The following is a 23,770-nucleotide window of genomic DNA, read 5'->3' as shown; positions in this document are numbered from 1 at the left end:
ATTACACGGAGTGCTTCAAAAGTGTTCCAGTACGGGCGGGAGGTCCAAAACCCCGAAACTGCCCGGAGCCTTGAATTTCTCCTGGCATCGTACCATGAGTACGTTTCCTCAACCCCTGGTGGCAACACCAGGAAATACCACGGGCTTTTTGTCCGGGAAGGGCGCCTGCTCCTTGCCGGGCTTGATGAACGGGTGAACGGCATCCAGCTCTCCACCCAGCAATACCGGGGAACCGCAAACGACGGGGGGCTCCGGTACCTTAAGGCATTTTCGGCATACCCTCCGTCGTGGGTTTACTGGATCGATGATATCATCGTAAAAAAGACGATCACGTTTGACGGGAGCCTTTCGGTGACCTACGATATCACCGGCGATGCCGACCTGTGGGTCCGTCCCCTCATCACCGACCGGCCGGTACATGAGGTCATGAGGGACCCTGCCCCGGGCTGCACGCACGAACCGGGCGGGTTCCGGTGGGGAGAACTTTTTTTCCATGGGGATCTGCCCTGTGAGGCCAGCCCGGTCACCTACCGGAATCTCTGGTACCAGCGGGAGTACGAACGGGGGTACGAACCGGTGGAGGATCTCTATTCACCGGGAGTTTTCCAGGGCCAGGTAAGGAATGCTGCCATCCTGTTCCGCTGCACCGGCGAAGCACGCGATCCACCGGGTCCGACCCGTGCACGGCCACCCCGGACCATCCCCGGCTGGCTGGACCGGGCAGCGGATGCATTCTGCCAGGGAGACGAGATATTCGCCGGCTACCACTGGTTCTGTGAATCATGGGGGCGTGATTCGGCCATCAGCGTTGCCGGCCTGCTCATCGAACGCGGGATGCGTGATGAGGCCCGCGCCGTGCTCATGCGGCTTTCCACCCTGATCAGGGATGGCGTGATCCCCAACAGGTTTCCTGACAATTACCACACCAGCGATGCGTCGTTATGGTTTATTCAGGCCCTCGTCCGGTACCGGCGCCGGTGGGGAGACGATCCCTTCTTGGAAAAGATGAAGCCGGTGATGGAAAATATCCTGGCAGCATACCCGTCTTCACCTGTTGCCACGCTGGACCATGACCTGATTGTCGTTGTTCCGGGGAGTACCTGGATGGATACCGCGTTCACGCCCCGTGCGGGGAAACCGGTCGAGGTCAATGCTCTCTGGGTACATGCCCTGGCAGAAGCCGAGGCCATGGGGATCCCGGTGCCGGTCAGTTCCGAATCGGCACGCAGGGAATTCGGGCGGTTCTGGAATAAGGAACAGGAGTGCCTGTATGACGTGATCGATCCGGTCGATCCTTCTGTCCGGCCAAACCAGGTGATTCCACTCGCTCTTGGCCTTGTCAGCCCGGAGCAGACCGCAACTGCGCTTGGCACAATTTCCCGGGCGCTCCTGACACCGTACGGGCTCCGCACGCTTTCGCCGTCAGACCCGAACTACCGGGGGCAGTACACCGGCGACAGCAGCTATCATAACGGGTGTGTCTGGCCCTGGCTTACCGGTTATTATGCTGAGGCACTCCTCCGGAACGGCGTTCCCCGGGAACGGGCAGCACATGTCCTCGTTCCGATCCTTTCGCACGGAAGGGAGGCAGGGATAGGGTTCATATCCGAGATCTTTGATGGCGACCCGCCATTTCATCCCAACGGGTGCATTGCCCAGGCATGGAGCGTGGCAGAGATTGCCCGGGCGTACCGGATGCTCTCCGAATAAGTGTAAAATTACAGAAAATAATTAAGAAGCCCTGTTGCATCTGCGATAGAGATCAAATTGATCACGGCGGTGATAATCCCTCATCAACGATCACTCCATTGGGACGCTGGAACCGCCATGTTATTTGGAACAATAGTAATCGCCGGTAAGTTTGTACCGTGTGTGCACGCCGCATTTCGGGCAGTTGCATCCTTCCCTTTTTATTTCCTGGGCTCTGGAGGATCCACCACGGCCACAGAACAGAAGCGGCGGATTACCGGTTTTCAGGTTATTTGCTGCATAAGTCGGGCATGATCGGCAAAATCTCCCGCAAACATCGAGATTTGCCACGGATTCATCCACTTTTACCATTCAATACTTCCTCCGCGCACTATTAACAGGAGAGACCACATCAACATATCGGTAGATCCCGGAAAATGAAAACAGCGTTTCCGGGAAAAACCTTCTCTGCACGGATATATGATCGCTCCCGGAAGATTCCCTTTATTTCTTCCCAGAATGTCCCGGAGAAAAGGTGGCAGGCTTGAAAATATTAGGACCTTAAGAACCCGCGAGGCAAAAATTCGCTCTTTTATCCAGAGCACAACAGGACTCCCGTCCATAACTATCACTTCGCCCCCGTGGCATGCCATACATCTGCCGGCTTGTATAAACATGTTTCAAACAATGTCACAAATTTTGTAAATCCGACATAGGATTATGGAGTGCCGGAGAGATTCACGGTCATCTTAATATCCCCCATTATGAAAATCGAAGGGGTGCAGGAGGAGCATATGTATGGAGAACGAGAACCTTTTCATCAGTATCGATTTTGACAAAGGAAATTTTCCAAAGAAGCATACTTGTGATGGCGAGAACATCTCCCCGCAAATCAATATCGACCGTATCCATTCCGGGTACCTCGCAGTCATTGTTGATGACTGGATCGGACCTTCCGAACGTTTCACTCATTGGCTGATGTGGGATTTCGAATCCCGGCCCGTCATACCAGAAAATATTCCCAAGGCCGCACTGATAACCGCGCCGTTTGCGGCTGTCCAGGGGACAAACGATTTCGGCTCAACGGGATACCGGGGCCCCTGTCCACATCCCGGTGAGGTGCATACTTACTATTTCAACGTGTACGGACTTGACACGATACTGGGTATTCCAGCAGGTTCGAAGCGGGATGTCCTTGAGGATGCAATGAAAGGGCATGTATTACAGTACGGCGGTCAGGCCATTGCAACATACAGCCGGTAACCGGCGTTCCCTGTTTTTGATCTTCGTCGAAATTCAGCCGCCCTGTGGCTGAATGTGTGAAAGATGCCTTTATCCTGCCCGAATTGCATCATTCCCCGATAAGTTCCAACGGCGCCACCAGCCCCGATCACTGCGGTATATCCGGTCAACCAGTTTCATTGACTTCAGGGCATCGGCGGAAGATCCCATTTGAACTATTGTACCGCTCCTGATGCAATCGACGAATGTGTCAACCTCCCGATCCGTCGCTGCTGCAGTATCAAAACAGGTAATCGATTCTTCGAAGAGCCCGTCCAGATGGTTCTCATGCCTGTCGGGGCGGGGGGATACGATCAGCGTTTCCCGGGGACCGTAATCCCCGGTCGGGGTAAGATTTCCTCTGATGGTAATGAACCCCTTCTCAAGACAGATTTCGAGGGTGAACGTATTTTTCCAGTGGACTGAGGATGCGTGAAGCATCGCAATCTGGTTTTGGGAATTGCGTAAGAGAGCAAAGGCGTTGTCGTCAACCGGGATATTCCATAACGATGTGGAGACAATACTTTTTACCTCGCTGAAATCTCCTGCAAAAAACAGGAACAGGTCGATTAACCGGATCCCCTGGTCGAGCAGGATACCTCCGCCGGCCCACTCCCGGTTGCTCCTCCATATGCTCTCAAAATCATCTCCCCCTGACTTACCGTGGACACCATTCATCCACAGGATTTTTCCGTACTTTCCTGAATCCGTGATCTCCTTTGCCTTGCTCACCGCACTATGGAACCGGTGGGTAAACCCAAAACCGAGCACAGCCCCACCTGCCTTTTTTTCACAAGCAATAATATCCTCCATATCGTGAACGCTCCTGCCTGGGGGGATCTCGCAAAAGACATGAATGCCCCGGGCCAGGGCATCGGTTACAACTTTCGGCCGGTACTTGTTCTGCGGGGCAACAAATACTGCATCCACACCGGAATCAAGGAGCCTGAGGTAATCCTCGTAATAACGGTACGTCTCGTGACGGGTGATGTTTGGCCGGTGGACATCGCTGACCGCGACAAGATTGAGCGCCGGATTGTTCTCGACGATCCTCTTCCAGAGAAGACCTCTGCTGCCCAGCCCGATTATTCCGATATCGACAGTGTCCTGCATGCGTCTACCCTTTATCCGGAAATATCAGCAGGCTGTTTTCTCGGCCACCCGTCCTTGTGGGCCAGTATATATTGAGTGGCAGAAATGATGACAATCCAGCCATCCGCCTTACTCGCGGGATTCGAAATACTTCAGAGCCCGGGGCACGTGCTTTTTTACTTCCTCAAAGAAGTAACCAACCACTTTCCTGTCCGAATCTGCGATCGAGCCATTGATCGTTGATATCAGCCAATTGGGCAGATCCTGATTCCTGTCAAGGACATTCATGATCACCACAATAGCTTCGTCCACATCGATCTTTGTTTTCCATCGGTACGGCATATCCCTGTCCTCCCGGTTATTCCGGCCGCTTTTTTACGGCCGTGTCAAACACCATCCAGTTCCGTTCCCATTCAGGATTTTTTGCCTTGAGTGTCACGAGCACCCTTTTTTTGATCTCATTTGTCGCGATACCGTCAACGGCAAGCCTTTCAATCTCCGAGGCAATCATCCGTGCGATATCCGGCGGTGCACCGGATTTAATCGCGCTTACGACGATCTTTTCGGCAACAAAGGGTTCTTTGCGGCCGTCTCTTTTCTTTACCATAATCATATTGCTGTCACCTGAAGCGAGATCTGACCCTGTCCCGGGTAATCCCCAAATCGCATTTTTGCGTCAGGGATCCACCATCCTCTCCCGCTGGTGAGCCCTTATCCCGCAGCATCATAGCATTTGTCCCGGTTGTCATTTTTTGAGACATTCCCTGAAACAACCGGCCATATGCTTTCTGATCTTTCTGCACAACGGTTTCCGGGAGGATGTGCACAAATTCTTAAAAAAACCAAAAAAAGTTGGGAAAAACTCAGTGGCGGTGCCCATGGACGAGGACAAGCGTAATGGTCCGGTCGCTCCCGGCAGAGAGTGCCTCTTCCACAAGGAACTCAGCGGATGCCTCGACATTTTCCCCGTTCTGGCGGACAATCTCCGCAATACGGTCTTTTTTGACAAAATCGTGCAACCCGCCGGAATTGAAAAGCAGAAACCGATCCACGATGTTTACCGTTATGAAATCGGTAGTTGCAAGGATGCGGGGCTCGCCAAGGGTATGGGAGATCATGCCTTCCCGCTTCTTCTCTCCGTTATTGCCCCGTTCGGGAAACTTAGGCGCCTGCAGGTGATGGGATATTGCGTATTCCCGAGGAACCTGGACACTGTCGTGGCTGATAAGGTAGGCATTTCCTTCACCGGTATCGAGGATCGTGCATTCCAAGGTATCGTCGATAAGACAGGCACTCAGGTGTGTTGCATCCGTTGTCCTGCCAGGGAAGTCGGATGCATGTGCACTGATCCGGGCATCGGTTCCGTGCACGGCCCGGGCAAGGGTTGCAGCCGGTGAATTTGCCGGGCTTTTTGCTGACTCCCTGAGACAGGACATGGCAGTACTGCTCGCTACTCCCTCGTATGTGGGATCGGCCTCTCCCTCAGCTACCCCGAAGACAAAATAATTCCCAATCTTTTCAGCACAGAATGCATCATTGTTGATTGACCGGATCCCCCTATCCGATAAAGCAGAGAAATGCAATTGGGCCATATCCTCAAAGAAGTTTTGCCGATTCTTAATACTTATGATTGAGGAAGAGGTCATGATTTTCCGGTATCAATGGAATGTTGATCCCTGGTGAAATAACCGGGTTCATAAAAATCGTTTCATGAATGGTCAACCTGTATTGTGACCGAAAAATTCCTCCTGCACGGTGGCTGGAGTGAAGACTTTACTGAGGATCTGCCGGCAGCATACGAGTGAGCCTGGCTGATGAAGGATTTAAATATCGAATGGGTAATCAAGACATTATGGCGATGCCGCAGGATCCCCACAGACATGCCATCAGGCTCTTATCCGACCAAATGATACGCGAGGGTTTAGGCGATTACCTCTTATCCGAGCAATTTTCCCGTTTCTGCAGAAAATATGACATTTACGAAATATGGACCGGCCTTCTCGGTGCTTCTCTGGACAGACCGGATTTGTATGGACCAGACATACTAGGCAATGCCGTTTCCCTTCTGTTGCAGCATATCTACCGGGGGAGGAATGCAGAATTTCCCCGGATTCTTGCAGGGCTTCTGGCGGATTATACAAAAAAACCTCTGAACCCCTTGTTCGTTTCTACAATAAAGCGGGATTTAATTCAGTTGGGCTATAATGAGATCGACGTGGATAATACGTTTTCTGTAAAGGGTTTGTAAAGGATCAGGTACACCCGCAGCCATGGAATCACATGTTCTCGGGAAAACAGGATTTAACCTGTATTTCCCCGGAACAGGACTGTATCTGCCCGGGTTGCCCAATTACCGGAGAGATAGGGCTGAAGAATACATTCTATTGTGCGCGAGGATCTGAAATGGCGCAACGCTATGATCACGCGCTCCATGGAAGAAAGAGCGCCTGAACCAGTCTCGTCAGGGCCGATCCGGGTTTTACTGACAGTATGATACAGGAAATGGTCGGCGTCCGTAAAAGATGGCCCTGTTTCTACCTTGGGGAACCCTCGGGATGAAAATAAAAATTTCTTTTTCAATCAATTGAGCATCTCAAAAAAAGTATATTTACCCGCCGCGTGCAGGGCTGATGATCCATGATAACGAATTTTTATCAGTGACGTGTGCCGAGCCGCCAGACAGGATGCGTATTCTTTCCTTTGCCAACGTTGAGCAGGAGGATTTACCGCACTTCGCGATATTCGGTCATTCAATATCCGCCGTACGATGTCACTGTTGTCGGAACCGGTGTAGGTTCGGCAGTAGGTACTGCCCTGGATTCGGCCGGTATTGTACCGGTGATATTTGCCACGTACCAGAGGTTGTTGAACCCCTCACCGTTGGTATCACCGGGTTGCGTATCGTTTGCGTAATAGTAAAGCGGCATGCTCATGAACGTGGTCTGGTTCCTGCCGTCCGCGCGGGTCACCGTGCCAAACGCAGCCGGGTTAAGTACTGACGGGGCACTGACCGGGTTCGCGTAGAATGGGGGCCATTTCGCAAGGCATGCGCCGGTACAGGCACTCATATCCGGGGTATCCTTTGCAAAGTAATACAGGGTGTTTCCCATCCGGTCGGTGAGGAACAGGCCAAGAGTGCCACGCTGGGCGATCATTACAGTCTCATCCGGCTTGACTACAAACCAGTTATTGTTCACATTCTCTCCCGAAACATTCCCGGGTCCTGTATCTCCCTGGAAATAGTAGAGCGGCCATCCCCGGTATGCGGTTTGGCTTGTCCCGTCAGCCCGGATAAAGGAGGAAAAATCGGATGCCCCAAGTGGAGGCGAGACCGTGACTGTATCCCGGTAAAAGACCGGCCAGAGACCGGTGCACGAGCCGCTGCAGGTACTTGCACCACTTCCCGGTATATCAGCGGCAAAATAATAGAGCGTCTTTCCCTGCGCATCTACAAGGATATTTCCCAGCGTGCTCGGGACGACCCTGATCGTATCGGATGCCGGGGCAGTCAGCTGCTCGGTTACCTGTTGTGGCGCCTGCACAGGTGCCGCGTTCTGGGTACATCCCATCAAGAGAAATGCAGTGGTCAATATCAGGAGTACCCCAATGACAAAACGATCACACATACAACAACTTCACCGTACGAGCGTCTCTTCTCAGGAGCGGCAGATAAAAATTCTGTTGATTTACAGATTTTAGGACAATTCTTGAAATGATTGGCAGGTACCGGAATTTTAGTTCTTTTTTTCAGGAGCCTTGATTTATCATCCGGAACAATCCCCGGTATGCGCCAGAAGGCCGCGGGCACATACCGCAAGGGCTTCTGTCGCTGTAGGGAAGACATGCGGTAGTTCTGCAAGATCGTCTGCAGTCAGGTATCTCGTGACCGCAATGACCCCTTCCTGGATCATCTCGGTGGCTAGAGGAGCGCAGACATGTACTCCCAGTATCCGCCTGCTCCTTTTGTCGGCGACAATCTTTACCATTCCCCGGGTGTCCCCGTCAATTGAGAATTTTGCCATCGAATCCGTGCGAATGCTGTGCGATACCGGGTTCAGGCCGGCCTTTTGGGCTTTTTCTTCGGTCATTCCCACCCCTGCTACCTGTGGTGTGGTGAAGATCCCATGCGGGAGAAGGGCGCTGTTGTATGATCGTTTTAGATCACGGAGGGCATTGGATGCCGCAATCTCACCTCCATACCGCGCTGCCGTTTCAAGCATGGGTTCGCCAATCACATCGCCTGCTGCCCAGATATGCGGGGCCGAAGTCCCAAGCATTGTATCTACGACAATGGCTCCGTTCCTGTTTACATCAACTGCTGCGACACTGCAATTGAGTTCCTGCGTGTTCGGGGTACGCCCGGTTGCAAGAAGAAGTCTATCAGCGGTGACGACCTGCTGTTCACCTCTGATACCTGCAACGACGCTCACAGAATCCCCCATCTGTTCAACCCGCTTTATGTCAACCCCGGTCAGGATCTCAATACCCTCCTGCGCAAGATATCGGGCCATCAAATCCGCAATCTCTGGTTCTTCATCCGGGAGGATCCTCGGGCTCCTCTGGAGAATGGTGACCCGGGTCCCCAGGTGGGTATAGAGCTGGGCAAACTCAAGGCCGAGGGCTCTCCCGCCAATGACGATGAGTGTGGCAGGGATGTGGTCCGGGCTGAGTGCGTCCGCGCTTGTCATGAATGGGACCGATCCGATTCCTTCCACTTGGGGAATCGCAGGAGTGGAGCCGGTTGCAATGATAAACCGTTTTGAGGCAAGTTTTCTGTCACCGACCTGCATTGTATGAGTGGAGAGAAATCTCGCTTCTCCTTCAATCAGCTCAACGCCGAGTCGGTCAAAAAGGGTCCCACGCTTTTTTTCCCTCAGGTGCTCCTGCAGCGCATTTTTTTCGGCAAGTGCCTGACCGAGATCGAACCGACTTTGCATGCGGACCCCGGGATGACCGTGTCCGCGGTAATAGTCGTATCCAGCCAAGGTGAGAAGGAACTTGCTCGGGATGCAGCCGGTATTGACACAAGTACCCCAGAGCGGGCCCCGCTCAACGATTGCGACGCGGGATGCACCGAGATGTACTGCAGCAGTAGCAGCTGCTACCCCGGCTGCACCGGTCCCGATAATAACCAGATCATATTCCCCATTCATGCTTTGTTCACCTGGACCTCCCCCTTTCATTATCTGGAATTAAAGGCTGGGTGTCCGATTCGTAGGAGTCCTTTTTTTGTTTTTCATTTGCGGATCTGGTCAAACCGTTTGCCAATCTCGTCCCAGTTTACAATATTCCAGAAAGCATCGACAAATTTTGCCCGATCGTTCTTGTAATCGAGATAGTATGCATGCTCCCAAACATCGAGAACCATGATGATACCAAAACCGGGGAAGACGTTCGTGTTGTGTTTTTCTATCTGCATGATAAGCGGTCGTCCGGTTTTTTTACAGAGGGTTAGTGCGGCCCATCCCGATCCCTCGGCACCGGTTGCAGCCTGGGTAAATTCCTTTTTGAACCGGTCAAACTTCCCGAACTCTGCGTTGATTGCTTCCGCGAGGGCCCCTTTTGGCATTCCGCCTCCGCCTTTTCCCGCGGGTGCAAGGTTCTCCCAGAACAGGTTGTGGAGTTTGAATCCCCCCAAATGGAATGACAACTCCTTTAGTGTTGCCTTGACATCGAAGTCTGTGTTCTCTTTACGCGTCTTGTCAAATTTCTCATAGATGGCATTTGCCCCGTTGACATAGGCCTGGTGATGTTTCTGATGGTGCAGTTTCAGTTGTTCTTCGGAAATATAGGGTTTCAGGGCCCTATAGTCGTACGGCAGCTTGGGTAATGTATAGAACTTGTCCGATTCCATGTCCAAAATCTCCTGATGGCATAAAGGACACTTCCGGCTGGGAATAGTCCTTCACCGGCCGGGTATTCACCGGTGAATTTTAAAGGATCTTTCCTAAAAATCAGAATTTGAAACACAGGATGAAACGATAACTACTCTTGGATGTAGTTGCGTTAACGGGGGTTGGTGAAACTGATATTGTCATGCCTCGACCCATGCACCATGATCCTGGATAAGAGTACGGTCGTCTTCGGTAATCTGACCAGTCTTAACCGCTTTCGAGAGCGAACGGGTTGCGTACTCAGGCCTGATGTGGTGAAACCGAACTGGTTCCGGGATTCGTGCACCCGAACCTGTTCCGCTGAACACATTTGATTCAGCTGCGATGCCATCTTTAAAACTTATCAGGGAATTTTCAATTGAAGAAGAGATTTGACCCTGCGGGAGAAATGCGAGGGATGGGATTCGAACCCAAGAACTCCTACGAGACTAGGCCCTCAACCTAGCGCCTTTGACCTGGCTTGGCTACCCTCGCCCTGTTAAGAATTACTGCACTTGCGACTGCCGCCGGAGAACCCGGCGCGCCCCGCGTCTGTGCCATAACAAAAAGGTTGTCTATCTAAAAGAATGTTATGGCCGATCGGGCCCCGTTCACGTCAGGAAAGGAGGTTTGGGATCACCTGCACGACCGGAATTTCCGGGTCAGCAGGGACAGGGAAATGCCCGCCCCTTCTTTTGTATACGCTGATGGCAGGCATGATGCATACATGTATATTTTCCTACGTTATACCCGTTGAACATATGTGGTCAGATATCATCCGCGAGTTTGCCGACTCGCCGTCCCAGGGCCGTGTGGTCCGGTTCCTCCTTGAAAACGGTTTTGGCGTCAATGATGAGGGACGGATCTGCTGCAATGAGATCGAGATCCCGGCCACCGCGGTCGCAAAGGCAATCGGCTCAGATCGCCGTGTTGTGGACTCCACAGCCCGGCGGATTCTCGACCGGCCGTTCCTGCGCGAGATCTTCCTCAACATGCGGGCCACCCCTGACCTGAGCCGGGTAGCAGAGTCTCTGGGGTTCTCGGTGATCATTGTCATGCCCAGGGACGCCAGCGAGCGCGGGATTGTCGGGGCAGCGGTCCGGGTGATCGCGGAACACAGGCTTGCCATCCGCCAGATCTTTGTCACCGATCCCCAGTTCTCCGAGGATCCAAAGCTTGTGATCATTGTCGAGGACCCTCTCCCTGCCGGCCTCGTGAGCGAGATACGAGCCCTGCCCCAGGTCCGGCAGGTCATCATTTAAGAAAACAGGTGTGCTTATCAGAACGGCCGGGTGAGTAATTCAACTTCGTTTGCGAGCCGGTACATCCGCCTGCGGATCTTTTTTGGCAGGTGGATAGCTGCCGCAATTTCTTCGTCAATCGTGACCCGTGTCGAACCTGCGATCAGGTTGTCCGCGTGGGTCACGATCTTTTCCTCAATGGTCTGCGGCATGCAGTCGCGGGGAAGGAGGCCAAGAAGCGTGCACTCGTCCGCGGTCAGTCCCGCCCCGGTATGGCATTCCACGATCCGGACGAGCCGTTCAGGGAATCCTTTTTCGCGCAGGATATCCGCTCCCTCCTGCGCATGGCTGATCGAGTGTGTTCTCCCCCGGCCAATGTCGTGGAGCAGTGCGCCGGCAGTAACAAGTCCTGGATCGGCAAGCGGGGTTTTTCGGGCATACTCACCAGCGCAGGCACAGACTGCCCGGCAGTGGGCGATCACCTTCGGTCTGCACCCTGACTCCCGGAGAAGAGCGATATACGGGTCCGGGCTCTCAGGCATGGCCGAGGGTCTTTTTCATATTCTCGATGCGCTCGCGGAGCGCTTTTACCAGCATCTCGTTCTCGAAATGAGAGAGTGGCTGGTCGCAGTTGGGGCAGGTAAAGTTACCGCCTATGGCCACGGTGAAGGTATAGATGTCGTGGCATTCCTTGCAGATGTAGAAATCGTTCTCTTCCTCGAACCGTGACCGGCGTTCGAGTTTGGCAAGCACCGTTTCCATATCCTCGCGGATGGCATTGTGGATGTTATCGATCCGGAGCTGCCAGAGATAGGTCAGCCAGCCGGTCTCGTTGTTCTTGATCCTGTGGTACTCGGCCAGCCGTTTCTCGTAAAGGGTGTAGAGCGTGTGGCGCACGGAGTTAAGGTTGATCCCGGTGTTGGCGGCAAGATCCTCATCACTGTATTCGCCGTCTTTGGGGAATTTCTCCAGAAGATCGAGCCCCTCGTCACCGATTAGCCGGTGAATGTATGCCCGCATTGCCGGGTCGTTTAGTACTTCTTCCACAGGATCCATCAGCGCATATATTGTCGGACAGTGCTAATATTCTTATCCAGCGCATCCAGGGCAGCTGCCCGGGTCGGCCCGGTGCCGGCAACGCTTACGATTGCCTGCTCTTCTTCAAAAAAAGTCCCCGGCCACGGGATGTCCGAGACCGCAGGGGCTAGTGGAGACAGGTCCGCTTCAAGGGTCATGTCCCGGTCTGCAAAGAGGATCCTGCGTGCAGCGTACTGCTGTGGGCAGGAAGTGTCGGGCAGGGTTCCGGCACAGGCATTGACATGGTAACTGAAAAGGTTATACCCGTACGCTGCTTCAACGGTATCAAGCGTCCCCTGGAACCGCGGGTTTACTTCTATAACCACGGGTGTTGTGCTGCTTACCACGAAGTCGATGCCAACCGTCCCCGTGCAACCGCTTGCTGCTGCGATCTTCTCGGCAAAGACAGTCATGGTCACTCCCATGGGATGGTCAAAGGGGGTGATCGAGCCGGAGAAGCCAAACGCGGCCTCACCGCTGCCCCGGAGAATCTGTTCGTTTATGGCAACTGCCCGTGCAGCCGTGCCGTTTGCAATGCAGCAGACACTCGCGGGAATACCCCCGGCTATTTCCTGCCGGATATATGGCACGTCCGGGTACAAGGCAGCCCATGCCTTCTCGGTCACCGCATCGGGAATCACGGCATTCCTCCAGCCTCCTGCACCCCGGACCGGCTTGGCCATTACGGGATATTCACCGTCACGGGCGATACGGGGCACCGGGACACCAAGGTTTTCGAAGAAGCGCTGCATCGCAAGCTTGTCCAGAAAACGTTCTACGCGCTCGCGGGGTGTGCCGCAGAGCGGGACAGGAAAGGTAAGACTCTCGGCTCCCGAAGAGGCTATGGCAAAATCGAAGGAATAACGCTCTCCCATACGGGCAATTGCATCAGGGAGGCCGGCAAGGTCCTCGAAGCGGATCCGGTCCCGGGTATACCACGCGAGATCCTGGTCGCAGAAATGATCGACCGCACAGACCTCGTATCCCGCCCGGGCGGCAGACTGGGCCACATGGCGCGTGGCAAACCCGGCAACCAGGACCCTTCCTTTCACAACTCCTCCGTCTGCTTGCCGGCACGGGAGGGGATGATACGGATCTTTGCGCCGGGGAATTCGCAGGAGAACTCAGATCCCTCGAAGAGCCGGTCCAGGAAGAGTGCGAGGCTTGCAATCTCCGAGTGAGGCTGGCCGGTCACCGCGACATTGAAGTCCGCAAGGCCGTACATCTCCCCGGGCACCTTCTCGGCCCCGACCACCACGAGGATCTTCCTGCCCGGCCGGATCTCCTCGATAATGTCCGGCAGGTTGATCCCGTACATCGTGAGGTGGACAACGGTTCCCCCGGCAGCCTTCCAGTCCTTGATACAGGTACGCCACTTGATATTGTCCTCGCAGAAAAACTGCCCGCCCCACCGGTCGGCAACGTCTGCAACGCTCTGTACTACCCCCTTGTCGCTTGCGGCAAGGTACATGCCCGATGCACCCAGGGCCCTGCCGGTCAGTGCAACATGGGTGGTCACGCGCTGGTCGCGCTCGGGCCGGTGGCCGATGCGGAGGATGGCTACTTCCCTTTCCGTCATGGTATCATTTCTTTCTGGGTTTTATTACGCCGTCTTCGAACATGTACGGGAGCGTATCGTCGTATTTTGCCTGGCATTTCAGGAGCGCCTCTCCGACAGAGAGGGCCCGGATCTTCCCTCCGGTCCGGTCGATGAGGAGCGCCCGATCGAGCCGGTCAAGGGAGGCCGCAAGGGCAGTCCCGTCAAGCCCGGTTTTTCCTGCAAGGGCCTCCGGGGTCATCCCCTGCTCCTGCGCGATAACGTGGTAGACCAGCCAGTCGGTGTCCTCGTCTTTCACCTGTACTCATTCCCGCCCGGCCTCATTATAGTTTATTGCCCGGCCCTCTCTCCCGGCACCCTTTTTACGGAGCATGGCTTACCTGGTACCATGGACAGTGAAGGCCCGGCTCCCTCCTTTCCCGAACTGGTCAGGATTGCAGACTGCCTGCTCGAGGAGAGTGGCGAGGATGAGGACGCGCTCGTGCGCCGTTTACAGGTGCTGCCCGGGCCGGTGCTTTCCGAGCTGCTGGTCTCGGATCTCCTGAATGCCTGGCAGGTCTTCTACTATTTCTTTCGCAGTGTGCCCGATGAGCTGGTGCGTGAACGGCTCGACCTCGAACCGGCGTCTTCTCTTACCGATGGCGTGAAGATCGACGAGATCGAACTGCTGGAACGGGTGTTCCGGGTAAAAGACGGTATCCCCGAGATCCTGGTAACCGATGGCAGGACCATTATCAGGACATTTTCCGGGGCAAGCGCAGTAGCTGACAGCCTTTCCTATATCGAGTCAACGTTATAACCGGTCCCCCGCCGCGATCAGCTGCTCATCGACCCGTGCGGGAACAACCGGGGGGACCTCTCCCCATGCCACGATTGTCTCTCCCATGATGGTATAGACTCCTTCCACCCGCTGCCGGTCGATCGTTGCGAGGACCTGCCGGTCATCCGGCCGGATCCGGTTGCAGACTGCAGTGGCCCAGGCATCGGCATCAAGCGGATCGCGTGCAAAGATCGTCACCGCGTCTGCCATCCCGAACGAGACCGATGGCCCGACCGTGGCAGAAGATGTGCAGATGCCGAACGGCCGTTCCTTTTTGGGCACTACAAAAGCGATCCGGTCGGAGACCGGTGCACAGCCGGCATGCACGCCCACCCTCACTTCCCGGTCGCTTACGAGCGCAATATCGCCCCCGTTGTCGATCACCCCGAACCCGGCGCCGGCTGCGACCATGGCGTCGATACCGGCGGCTGCAATGGCCCCGGCAACAGTTGCCATCGGCCCCACTCCGGCACGGGCAGCCGCCTTGGCCATATGAAGGATCAGGGTTTCATCTGTCTCCGGTTCATAGGGAAAAAAGGTGCTGGCAAAAAAGGGATCGCGGGCGATATACGCCTCGAGCACCTGCCGGGCAGCGATCATTCCCTGTTTTGCTGCCTCTGCATGGGCAGGGTTTTCGGCGAGGATGACGGCGAAGGTCTCCCGGTACTGGAACGGTTCACGGATCATAGGGGGAGCGAGAGCGCCTGGTGCGGGCAGACCGGCACGCACTTGCCGCAGACAATGCAGCGGTCCTCCGCCACGACAAGTTTCCAATCTGTGTCAAAGGAGAAGACCTCCCGGGGACAGATGGAGATGCAGGCCCCGCAGTCCACGCACTCGCTCGTATTGAGATTGATCCCGTGCTCAAGGAGACGGACCGAGGCGCCGTGCCGGGTCATGCTGCTCCGGACGAGCGTGCACTGGTCATCGGGCACTTCGATGAGCGCTTCACCCTCAGACGAATCGATCACGGCCCGTTCCACGCTGATAAGGACACCGGTCTCTTTGACCACCTGTGCGATAATCGGGGCATTCTCCCTGCCTTTCCTGAAGTTCACGAGCAGTTTCATTTCAGCCACCTCCCGCCAAAGAGCTTCCCGAGGTTTATGGCCGTGAGCATACCGATCACGTGCCGGTCGGTATCGAGCACCGGCAGCGCACTGATGTTGTTCTGCTCGAGTTTCCGGACTGCGACATCGACCGCCTCATCGGTCGTGGTGGTCACCACCTTCTTTTTCATAATATCGCTCACGGTGCCGGCCTTGCCGGGATTTGCGACCGCCTTTGAGATGTCAAACGTGGTCACGATCCCGACCAGCCTGCCATCGCTCCCGATCACCGGGAGATGGTTGGTTTCTCCCTTGAGGAGTTTCTGCGCTGCAGTCCGGATCTCCTCGTTTTCTCCTACGCTTACGACCTGCCGGTCCATGATGTCCATCACGCGCGGGCCCCGCGTGGTCTCGTGCATCGGGTGGACGCGCTTTGTGGGATCGATCGGTCTGGTCGGGAGAGTAAGAGTCATCTTACCCTTCTCGATCCAGGTCTTGAGCTCCGCAGCGACTTCGCGTGCCCTGCGGAAACTGGAAAGGGAGGAGGTGCGCACCTGCTCCCCGTTGATCTCCACGGACCCGGAACGGAGCTCGGCATAGGTCACGCTCCTGACCATGGGCCGGGCGCGGCTGGGCACGCCATAATCGAGCAGGTCGACCGAGATGTCTTCGTCGCGGACTGCGGTTGCCCGGACCACATCGAGGTCAAGCACCGGCAGCGGCACACCAAGCCCGACATAGAGCGTGACGCCATAGCCGGTCATGGTGGCTGCCCGGAGGAAATCGGACGACATTTCCTTGAGGTTTCCGGTCACCATCAGCGTCCCAAAGCCGCCGGCCGGGGAGTGCTGGGTCCCCTCGCCGATAACCATGCCCTGCGCCCCGCACAGGAAGATCGGGACTCCTCCCCCGATGAGCCGGAGGTGGGGATCGTTCGAGAGCGGGTTGAGGAGCCCGGCGCCCGAGTACGTGATATTGCCGGTATTGGGGAGGAGGGTTCCCATGTAGGTATGCAGGAGCCGGTCGGTAGTATTGGTCGCCGCGTTGTACCGCTGGTAGGCATTGCGCGGGTTGCACATGATCGCCTGGTTGAGGTTTTCGAGCAAAAGCTCGGTCGTGATCGTCCTGCGCGGATAGCAGTCGGTACCCCGGGACGACGCCCGCAGCTCCACAGATTTTCCCGAGATCAGGTCCTCGATCACGTGCGCCCCGCCATACCGCTCGTCCAGCGTCTCTGACTGCTGGGTGGCCCCGATGTAGGTATCCACCGCGGCAAGGCCGCCATATGCCTCGACATCGTTGAGCCAGATCCGCTCCATCCGGATCGGGGGCTCCGAATGCCCGAAGTTCAGGAACGCTCCCGAAGAACACATGGCACCGAACGTACCGGTCGTGACCACGTCCACTTCCTTTAATGCGCCCTCCTCTCCCAGCTCACGAACGATCGAGGGCATCTCCTCCGCGGTGACGACGCGGGCACTGCCGTCACGGATCCGCTCGTTGATCTGCCCGATGGACTTGTGCATGTCTGGAAATATCGTTTTATGAATATTAAAACTCATTGCTATTACCTCGAGTAATATATGGTATTTATCTCCCCCCGCCCATATTCCGGTATATGCAGCTGCGTGCCTTTACAGATGAGATGGAGGCGCTCGCCCCCCCGGCGCTTGCCGAGGAGTTTGATACGGGGCGGATCGGGCTTGTCATCGAGGGAACACCGGAGATAACAAAAATCTGCTGTGCGCTGGATCCAACCCCTGCGGTGGTACGGCAGGCTGTAGCCGCAGGTGCGGACATGCTTGTCGTCCACCACACGCCCCTCTGGACACCGCTGACCAGCCTGACCGGCCTGACCGCGGCACTGATGCGCGAGATCCTCAAAGGGGAGCTGAACGTGTACGTGATGCACACGAACTTCGACCGCGCAGCTGGCGGGGTGAACGATGCTCTTGCCGGACTCCTTGGCATGACAGACTGCCAACCGCTCTCCCTTGGCCTTGTGGGGCAGTGCACCCTCACGGTTCCCGAGATCGCACACCGGCTCGGCGGGAACCTCCGGATATGGGGTGATCTTCCTTCCTTCCGGCAGCTTGCCATCGTTGCCGGCAGCGGGTTTGATCTCACCCTCATGGAGGAAGCACAGGCCCTAGGGGCCGAAGCGTTCCTCTCTGCCGAGATGAAGCTCCCGGTAGCCCGTGCGGCCCCGCTTCCCTGTATAGAATCAACCCATTATGCGCTCGAAGCTCCTGCCATGCGCAGCCTTGCCGCAGAGAAAGGCTGGCAGTATATCGATGATCCGCCCCGTATGTCCGTGTACCCATGATCGATCCCTGGCAGCGGATCTGCGAAAAAAAAGTGCTGGACGATGAGGGTCGGGCCGCAATCGTGGCACAGTATGGCCCCCGGGGGAAAAAAGCACTGGACGCGGTAGACCGGGGCCTGGTCCAGAAGTACCGTGATTTCTTCGTGGTTACCGGATCCACGGGGGATCATGTGGTCAGTGAGGGCGTATGCACCTGTCCTGACTTTGCCTTCCGGCAGAAACCCTGTTACCATATCATTGCTGTCAGGATAGCCGAAGCCACCGGCGGGTTTGAGATTGTGGACCGGTGGTACCAGGAAACCTGGAAGATGTGACAGGAAGAGCCGGACTTTTTTTACCACAGGATGACATCAACTGTGCTTCCCTGTTCGAGACCTTCACAGCCTGCGGGGATACGAATGAGCCCGTTGCTCAGTACAAGGGTGTTGAGGAGTCCCGACTTGCCAAAAACCGGGTGAGCGATCCCGTTTTCCAGCCGGACCCTGACGTATTCCTCGCGGCCTTTCTGGGAAGGGATATTGGTGCCAAGAGTTGCCCGGGTGGTGACGAGAGGGGTCTCTGTTTTTCCAAGCATCCGGGCAACAAGGGGCCGGACAACTACGAGCAGTACCACGTACGCCGAGGCCGGATGGCCGGGCAGACCGAAAACCGGGATATTCTTGATCCGGCCGATGATAGTCGGCTTTCCCGGGGCAATGGTGATCCCGTGGACAAGAACCTCGCCGCTGCCGGCAATGATCCCCGCCGTCATATCCCGGTCGTCCTTGGAACTTCCGCCGGACAGGAGGATGGCGTCGCACTCCGGGAGTGCCTTTGCGAGGGCTTGCTCGAACGAACTGCGTTCATCCCGGACAATCCCGTACAGCCGGGGGATGCAACCGAACTCCTGGAGCCAGGCTGCGATCATGGGGGCATTGGCATCGCGGACCTGCCCTGGTCCCGGGGTGGCGCTCACGGGGACAAGCTCGTTTCCGGTTGAGATAATCCCGATCACCGGTTTTTTTGCAACGGTGACCATGGTCCTGCCGCTGGCAGCAAGCACCCCCGCATCCTGCGGGGAGATCCTGCGACCGGCCGGCAGGATGACCGCACCGCGCCGGTAATCCTCGTCATGCATCAACACGTTCTCGCCATGGGCCACCGGCCGCTTTACAAGCACCATATCCCCGGCAGTATCTGTCTGCTCGGTCATAACGACCGCATCCGCCCCCGCGGGGAGCACGCCCCCGGTCGGGACGTAGACACACGTACCGTTCGTGACCGACAGGGGGCTTTCCGGATCCCCCATGGAAACCCTGCCGGTATTCCGGAGAAGTGCCGGGGCTGCATCCCCGGCGCCGGCAGTATCATTCGCCCGTACAGCAAACCCGTCGACAATGGATCGATCGAAGCCGGGAATATCCTCCCCGGCGATCACATCGGCACAGAGCACGCGGCCGGGGGCCTGATCAGCCGGGATCTCTTCCGGCACCGGCCCCGGGGCTATGCGGATTGCGGTACCGACCGCGTCGGAAACATCAACCACCTGAAGAAACCGGTTCATACTACTGTATCACCACCGACCTGTAATCCCATATGCCCTGATATTATCAGCGTGCCAAAACGGGACAGGACCCGGTGTTCTGAAGGTACAGGTTGCACCATGAGATCGCGGTACCCTACCCAGAGCAAACGGCTGCTCTTTGTGTCCATTGCTCTCAGGGCGCATAATCAGCTCTTTTCATTTACTTGTTTATTTTTTTACTTCTTCTGGCTCTGGAGAAAACCTTTTTTTTGTGCAGCCCCTCTTGCGCCATCAGTTTCCCAAGAGGAACGGGGCGCGGTGCAATGTACTCTGTATTGCCTGTACGTGTAAATCCTCATTCGTCCCATCATTGCGCACAGGTAATACGGCATCATCGCAAGCGAGGGGATGCCCGGGCGGTAATGGCGCCAGCCCCCGGGAGAGATTATCATTTTCTTTAGGATTTCTCCAGAGTATTTCTTTTCCGGTTTTTCCGATAAGGACCAGGGATGCGTTCGGAATATGCAGGCGTCCCCCGGATGTTTAGTGAGGGCCATGGAATTCTCTTCGCCATCGCAAACCATTTTTCCTTCGCGGGATAATAATTGATGAATGAAGATCCTTCCAGTATGCCGGACAGGAGATCCGGGAATATGGTTCTCTCATGGACCCACCCGGGAAACGTTTGATCTGTCCACACCGGCAGTACTGGCCTGCACAGGCACCGGGATATTCCGGGCTCTCTTACATGGACGTGCGTTTGATGCTTGAAGAAGAATACCAGCTCGATTATTTCAGGGAACAGGGCCTGACCCGGAAGATCTGCAAAGCCTGCGGTTCTGCATTCTGGACACGTGACAGTTCCCGTGAGGTCTGCGGGGATGCCCCCTGTGAACCGTACTCTTTCATCGGCAACCCCGTTTTTACCTGCCATTCTGTTGATGAGATGCGCGAAGCCTACCTCTCCTTTTTTGAGAGGAACGGCCACACCCGCATCGAGAGGTACCCGGTTGCAGCACGCTGGAGGGACGATATCTACCTGACCATCGCATCCATTGCCGATTTCCAGCCGTTTGTGACCGCCGGGGTCGTCCCCCCGCCGGCAAACCCCCTCACCATCTCCCAGCCCTGTATCCGGTTAAATGACCTGGATTCTGTAGGGCGGTCGGGCCGGCACCTGACCACGTTCGAGATGCTCGCCCATCACGCTTTCAACACCCCGACCGAGGAGATTTACTGGAAAGACCGTACGGTCGAGCTCTGCGACCAGTTCCTTGCCTCAATCGGCGGAGACCTTAACAAGGTCACCTACAAGGAGCACCCGTGGATCGGCGGCGGGAACGCAGGCCCGAGCGTCGAGGTGATGATCGGTGGTCTTGAAGTGGCCACCCTGGTCTTCATGAGCCTGGGCCGGCAGAAGACAAACCACCCCGGCTATGACCTCAACGGGGAGAAATACTACCCGATGAAGCTCCGGATCGTGGATACGGGCTACGGTCTCGAACGGCTGGTCTGGGCCTCGAAGGGTTCCCCGACCATCTATGATGCGGTCTTCCCGGACATGGTCAGCCGGGTGATGAGCTCCGCCGGTATCTCCCACCTCCTTGAGAATAAGGACTATACCAAGATCCTTGCCATGAACGCCCGGTTTGCCGGGCTCATGGACATCTCCGGGTCCAATCTCTTTAACCTCAGGAAGAAGGTCGCGGCGGCCATCGATATCTCGCCGGAGAAGCTCGACCGGATGATCACGCCCATCGAGAAGGTGTATGCGATCGTGGACCACACCCGGTGCCTGGCCTACATGCTCGGTGACTGCATTGTTCCCTCGAATGTCCGGGAAGGCTACCTTGCCCGACTTGTCATCCGCCGGACCCTGCGGATGATGAACGAGTTCAAGATGCAGGACACCCTTGCCGACCTCATCGAGGAGCAGATGAAGATTATCGGCATGAACAAGTTCGAACAGGATATTGCAGTTGTCCGCGAGATTGTTGACCGCGAGGTCGAAAAGTACGCGGTAACCCTCGACCGCGGGACCCGGATCGTCCAGAAAGTGGCCAGGACCTACAAGGCAAAGAGCCAGCGTGTACCGCTCTCCGAGATTATCACCCTGTATGATTCCCATGGCCTCCCCCCGGAGATGATCAAGGACATCGCGACAAAGGAAGGGGCGGTCATCGACCTTCCGGATAACTTCTATTCCCAGATTGCGGACATGCACTCCGAGTCCAAGAAGGAAGCGGTCGTGGACAAAACCGCCGCGTACACTGACCGGGTCAACAGTCTTCCCCCGACAAAGAAACTCTACTATGAACAGCCCGGGGATACCGAATTCGGGGCCGTGGTAATAGACTTCTTTGACGGCTACGCGGTGCTCGACCAGACCCTCTTCTATCCGGAAGGCGGAGGCCAGCCGGCGGATACGGGCAGCCTTGTCGGGGCCGAGAGCATGGCCCGGGTTGACGATGTCATCAAGGTGGGGGAAGTTATCCTCCACCATGTCAGCGGTGGCGTCCTGCAACGGGGCGAGCGCATTAAAGGAATGGTGGACGAGGAGCGCCGCTATTCACTGATGCGCCATCACACGGCCACCCACATTCTCCTCCATGCAGCAAAGGAAGTGCTCGGTGTCCACATCCACCAGTCGGGAGCACAGAAAGGAGCCGAGAGCTCGCGCATTGACATCCGGCATTTCAAGCATATCACCCCGGACGAGCTGCACCGGATCGAGATCGCGGCCAACCGGATGGTGATGGCCAACCAGCCGGTCGAGATTTCCATCGAGAACCGGACCCGGGCCGAGCAGGAGTACGGCTTCTCCCTGTACCAGGGCGGTGTCCCGCCGGGCAAAGACATCCGTGTTGTCAAGGTGGCCGGCGATATTGAGGCCTGTGCCGGTACCCACTGCCGGAGCACCGGGGAGATCGGGGCGATCAAGATCCTCCGTGTCGAGCATATCCAGGACGGGATCGAACGGATTGAGTTCGCGGCAGGAACGGCTGCAATCTACTACATGCAGCACCTGGAGCAGATCGCTTCCTCGTCAGCGGATGCCCTGTCAGTCCAGCTCGAAAACCTCCCGCCGACCGTAACCAGGTTCTTTACGGAATGGAAAGACCAGAAAAAAGAGATCGACCGCATGAGCCAGAAGCTCGTGGACCTTGAGATCAAGACCGTCCAGGCCGAGATGATTGGCGGGATCCCGGTGGTGATAAAACGCATTGATCTTGCGCCACGCGAACTTTCCACGATCGCGACCGCCTTCTCGGAGAAAGGCGGTGTCGCCCTCCTTGCCACACTGGGCGATACCGCCCGGGTTGTCCTTTCCTCCGGTGATGCACGGGTCAATGCCGGGGACATTATCGGGCAGCTCTGCGGCCTCCTGGGCGGCAAAGGTGGCGGGAAACCCCAGATGGCACAGGGTGGAGGTCCGGATGGGGACAAGCTCGATCTTGCCTTAAACGTGGGGCGCGAGCGCATCATCTCAGCCCTCCAGAAGAAGTGATCATGACCGGGGAGGTTGTTGTCCTGGAACCGGGTGACGAGCAGGCACAGAAGATAGCAAAAGCCATGTCGAGCCCGACGGCAAACGATATCCTTGCGATTCTCGCCGCCGGCACCCGGAGCCTTTCCGACATCACCGAGCAGCTCAACATTCCCCTGACCACGGTCAAATATCATGTCGAAAACCTGCTCGACGCCGGCCTCATTAAGATATCCGAGACCCGCTACAGCATCAAGGGACGCGAGGTGAAGATGTACGCACTTACTGACCGGCTCCTGATCGTTGCGCCAAAGAGGACGAATGTCCGGGATCTTCTCCTCAAATACAGCTCCCTTTTTGGGTTCGTCATTGCCGGTACCCTTGCGATCATTGGTCTCTCTCCCCTGCTCTCCCTGCAGGAAGCACCGGCAGCTGCGCCAAGGATGATGGCTGCAGGTATGGCAACGGAGGGCGGGATGAATGCAGCAAAAGCCGTTTCAGATAATACCGCAGCAATCCCCGCGGCTGGGGCACTCGACCCTGCCGTTGCCTTCTTCCTTGGCGGGGTCCTGGTCATCATTGTCCTTCTCTGCTACGAGGCCTGGCTCTGGAAGAAGCGGCGCTGATCTGATATCAGAAGAAAGCGGTAGTATCGATTTTTTTATTGTTTTTTGCCCTGATGAGATCCTGGAAGAGAATTATATCAGCGCTTTTTTAGATCCCCGGGGCACCTTCGTCCCGGCACGCTTGTGGCATCCCCCGGTTGCGACAGC

The 23,770-nt window shown here is 56.2% G+C and carries 27 protein-coding genes and 1 tRNA gene; 10 read left to right on the top strand and 18 right to left on the bottom strand.

What is annotated here, in order from left to right:
* Positions 1-21: 21 nt before the first annotated feature.
* A complete protein-coding gene (locus VMS83_RS02895; protein ID WP_325409693.1) occupies positions 22-1,710 on the top strand; it encodes an amylo-alpha-1,6-glucosidase in 1,689 nt (562 codons plus the stop codon).
* A gap of 120 nt (positions 1,711-1,830) precedes the next feature.
* Here VMS83_RS02895 and VMS83_RS10955 read toward each other — a convergent pair whose 3' ends face one another.
* A complete protein-coding gene (locus VMS83_RS10955; RefSeq protein WP_414674909.1) occupies positions 1,831-2,061 on the bottom strand; it encodes a DUF2769 domain-containing protein in 231 nt (76 codons plus the stop codon).
* A gap of 426 nt (positions 2,062-2,487) precedes the next feature.
* On the opposite strand from VMS83_RS10955, the gene VMS83_RS02890 reads away from it, so the two are divergent.
* Complete coding sequence (locus tag VMS83_RS02890) at positions 2,488-2,952, top strand: YbhB/YbcL family Raf kinase inhibitor-like protein (protein ID WP_325409691.1); 465 nt, start codon at positions 2,488-2,490, stop codon at positions 2,950-2,952.
* 69 nt (positions 2,953-3,021) lie between these two features.
* Here the strand turns inward: VMS83_RS02890 and VMS83_RS02885 are convergent, their stop codons facing one another.
* From VMS83_RS02885 to VMS83_RS02870, 4 genes are all read right to left on the bottom strand, one after another.
* A complete protein-coding gene (locus VMS83_RS02885; RefSeq protein WP_325409689.1) occupies positions 3,022-4,083 on the bottom strand; it encodes a Gfo/Idh/MocA family oxidoreductase in 1,062 nt (353 codons plus the stop codon).
* Positions 4,084-4,191: 108 nt separating this feature from the next.
* Entirely contained in the window at positions 4,192-4,404 is a 213-nt protein-coding gene (locus tag VMS83_RS02880; RefSeq protein WP_325409687.1) for a hypothetical protein, read from the bottom strand.
* Between the two features lie 16 nt (positions 4,405-4,420).
* Positions 4,421-4,669 (bottom strand): ATP cone domain-containing protein, encoded by a 249-nt coding sequence (locus VMS83_RS02875; protein ID WP_325409685.1) that lies wholly within the window; start codon positions 4,667-4,669, stop codon positions 4,421-4,423.
* A gap of 256 nt (positions 4,670-4,925) precedes the next feature.
* Positions 4,926-5,654, bottom strand: a complete 729-nt coding sequence (locus VMS83_RS02870) for a hypothetical protein (RefSeq protein WP_325409683.1) — start codon at positions 5,652-5,654, stop codon at positions 4,926-4,928.
* A 260-nt stretch (positions 5,655-5,914) separates the two neighbouring features.
* Here VMS83_RS02870 and VMS83_RS02865 point away from each other — a divergent pair, with 260 nt between their 5' ends.
* Positions 5,915-6,310 (top strand): hypothetical protein, encoded by a 396-nt coding sequence (locus tag VMS83_RS02865; RefSeq protein ID WP_325409681.1) that lies wholly within the window; start codon positions 5,915-5,917, stop codon positions 6,308-6,310.
* Positions 6,311-6,342: 32 nt separating this feature from the next.
* A complete protein-coding gene (locus tag VMS83_RS10950) occupies positions 6,343-6,513 on the top strand; it encodes a DUF2769 domain-containing protein (RefSeq protein ID WP_414674908.1) in 171 nt (56 codons plus the stop codon).
* Positions 6,514-6,812: 299 nt separating this feature from the next.
* On the opposite strand, the gene VMS83_RS02860 is transcribed toward VMS83_RS10950, so the two are convergent.
* The 4 genes from VMS83_RS02860 to VMS83_RS02845 form a co-directional block, all read right to left on the bottom strand.
* Positions 6,813-7,631, bottom strand: a complete 819-nt coding sequence (locus VMS83_RS02860) for a hypothetical protein (RefSeq protein ID WP_325409679.1) — start codon at positions 7,629-7,631, stop codon at positions 6,813-6,815.
* Between the two features lie 195 nt (positions 7,632-7,826).
* Positions 7,827-9,215, bottom strand: coding sequence for a mercury(II) reductase (gene merA, locus VMS83_RS02855; protein WP_325409678.1), 1,389 nt, complete (start codon positions 9,213-9,215; stop codon positions 7,827-7,829).
* A gap of 83 nt (positions 9,216-9,298) precedes the next feature.
* Positions 9,299-9,916: a superoxide dismutase gene (locus VMS83_RS02850; RefSeq protein WP_325409676.1), complete on the bottom strand. Its 618-nt coding sequence runs from the start codon at positions 9,914-9,916 to the stop codon at positions 9,299-9,301.
* Positions 9,917-10,345: 429 nt separating this feature from the next.
* Positions 10,346-10,430: transfer RNA gene (locus VMS83_RS02845), tRNA-Leu, on the bottom strand.
* 266 nt (positions 10,431-10,696) lie between these two features.
* On the opposite strand from VMS83_RS02845, the gene VMS83_RS02840 reads away from it, so the two are divergent.
* Positions 10,697-11,197 carry a regulator of amino acid metabolism, contains ACT domain protein gene (locus tag VMS83_RS02840; protein ID WP_325409674.1) on the top strand — a complete coding sequence of 167 codons (501 nt, stop codon included), beginning with the start codon at positions 10,697-10,699 and terminating at the stop codon, positions 11,195-11,197.
* Between the two features lie 17 nt (positions 11,198-11,214).
* Here the strand turns inward: VMS83_RS02840 and VMS83_RS02835 are convergent, their stop codons facing one another.
* Genes VMS83_RS02835 through VMS83_RS02815 form a run of 5 tightly spaced genes read right to left on the bottom strand, consistent with a single transcriptional unit; the run spans position 11,215 to position 14,109 of the window.
* Positions 11,215-11,718: an HD domain-containing protein gene (locus VMS83_RS02835; protein ID WP_325409672.1), complete on the bottom strand. Its 504-nt coding sequence runs from the start codon at positions 11,716-11,718 to the stop codon at positions 11,215-11,217.
* A complete protein-coding gene (locus tag VMS83_RS02830; protein WP_325409670.1) occupies positions 11,711-12,232 on the bottom strand; it encodes a transcription factor in 522 nt (173 codons plus the stop codon). Before VMS83_RS02830 ends, VMS83_RS02835 begins: the two co-directional genes overlap by 8 nt.
* Positions 12,232-13,305 (bottom strand): ATP-grasp domain-containing protein, encoded by a 1,074-nt coding sequence (locus tag VMS83_RS02825; RefSeq protein ID WP_325409668.1) that lies wholly within the window; start codon positions 13,303-13,305, stop codon positions 12,232-12,234. The genes VMS83_RS02830 and VMS83_RS02825 overlap by 1 nt, the downstream gene beginning before the upstream one ends.
* Entirely contained in the window at positions 13,302-13,832 is a 531-nt protein-coding gene (locus tag VMS83_RS02820; protein WP_325409666.1) for a tRNA (cytidine(56)-2'-O)-methyltransferase, read from the bottom strand. Before VMS83_RS02820 ends, VMS83_RS02825 begins: the two co-directional genes overlap by 4 nt.
* A 4-nt stretch (positions 13,833-13,836) precedes the next feature.
* Positions 13,837-14,109, bottom strand: coding sequence for a MarR family transcriptional regulator (locus tag VMS83_RS02815; RefSeq protein ID WP_325409665.1), 273 nt, complete (start codon positions 14,107-14,109; stop codon positions 13,837-13,839).
* A 90-nt stretch (positions 14,110-14,199) separates the two neighbouring features.
* Between VMS83_RS02815 and VMS83_RS02810 the strand changes: the two genes are divergently transcribed.
* The gene (locus VMS83_RS02810; protein WP_325409663.1) at positions 14,200-14,610 is read left to right on the top strand and encodes a hypothetical protein; all 411 of its coding nucleotides are present in this window, start codon (positions 14,200-14,202) and stop codon (positions 14,608-14,610) included.
* Here the strand turns inward: VMS83_RS02810 and VMS83_RS02805 are convergent.
* From VMS83_RS02805 to VMS83_RS02795, 3 genes are read right to left on the bottom strand one after another with little or no spacing between them, the layout of a single operon-like run.
* Positions 14,605-15,318: a UPF0280 family protein gene (locus tag VMS83_RS02805; RefSeq protein ID WP_325409661.1), complete on the bottom strand. Its 714-nt coding sequence runs from the start codon at positions 15,316-15,318 to the stop codon at positions 14,605-14,607. The two genes, VMS83_RS02810 and VMS83_RS02805, sit on opposite strands and share 6 nt — an antisense overlap.
* Entirely contained in the window at positions 15,315-15,701 is a 387-nt protein-coding gene (locus tag VMS83_RS02800; protein WP_325409659.1) for an ATP-binding protein, read from the bottom strand. Before VMS83_RS02800 ends, VMS83_RS02805 begins: the two co-directional genes overlap by 4 nt.
* Positions 15,698-17,206: a homocysteine biosynthesis protein gene (locus VMS83_RS02795; protein WP_325409657.1), complete on the bottom strand. Its 1,509-nt coding sequence runs from the start codon at positions 17,204-17,206 to the stop codon at positions 15,698-15,700. The genes VMS83_RS02800 and VMS83_RS02795 overlap by 4 nt, the downstream gene beginning before the upstream one ends.
* A 92-nt stretch (positions 17,207-17,298) precedes the next feature.
* On the opposite strand from VMS83_RS02795, the gene VMS83_RS02790 reads away from it, so the two are divergent.
* Together VMS83_RS02790 and VMS83_RS02785 are read left to right on the top strand one after the other, a co-directional pair.
* Positions 17,299-18,006 (top strand): Nif3-like dinuclear metal center hexameric protein, encoded by a 708-nt coding sequence (locus VMS83_RS02790; RefSeq protein WP_325409655.1) that lies wholly within the window; start codon positions 17,299-17,301, stop codon positions 18,004-18,006.
* Entirely contained in the window at positions 18,003-18,320 is a 318-nt protein-coding gene (locus VMS83_RS02785) for an SWIM zinc finger family protein (protein WP_325409653.1), read from the top strand. The genes VMS83_RS02790 and VMS83_RS02785 overlap by 4 nt, the downstream gene beginning before the upstream one ends.
* Before the next feature lie 20 nt (positions 18,321-18,340).
* Here the strand turns inward: VMS83_RS02785 and glp are convergent, their stop codons facing one another.
* Positions 18,341-19,549 (bottom strand): gephyrin-like molybdotransferase Glp, encoded by a 1,209-nt coding sequence (gene glp / locus VMS83_RS02780; protein WP_325409651.1) that lies wholly within the window; start codon positions 19,547-19,549, stop codon positions 18,341-18,343.
* A gap of 724 nt (positions 19,550-20,273) precedes the next feature.
* Here glp and alaS point away from each other — a divergent pair.
* Positions 20,274-23,018: an alanine--tRNA ligase gene (gene alaS, locus VMS83_RS02775; protein WP_325409895.1), complete on the top strand. Its 2,745-nt coding sequence runs from the start codon at positions 20,274-20,276 to the stop codon at positions 23,016-23,018.
* Positions 23,019-23,020: 2 nt separating this feature from the next.
* A complete protein-coding gene (locus tag VMS83_RS02770; RefSeq protein WP_325409650.1) occupies positions 23,021-23,623 on the top strand; it encodes a helix-turn-helix domain-containing protein in 603 nt (200 codons plus the stop codon).
* Positions 23,624-23,770 lie beyond the last annotated feature (147 nt).

The sequence above is a fragment of the Methanoregula sp. genome, assembly GCF_035543475.1.
GTDB lineage: Archaea > Halobacteriota > Methanomicrobia > Methanomicrobiales > Methanospirillaceae > Methanoregula.
The sequence above is the reverse complement of the archived record's forward strand: the minus strand, read 5'-3'. Positions and strand labels throughout refer to the sequence as shown.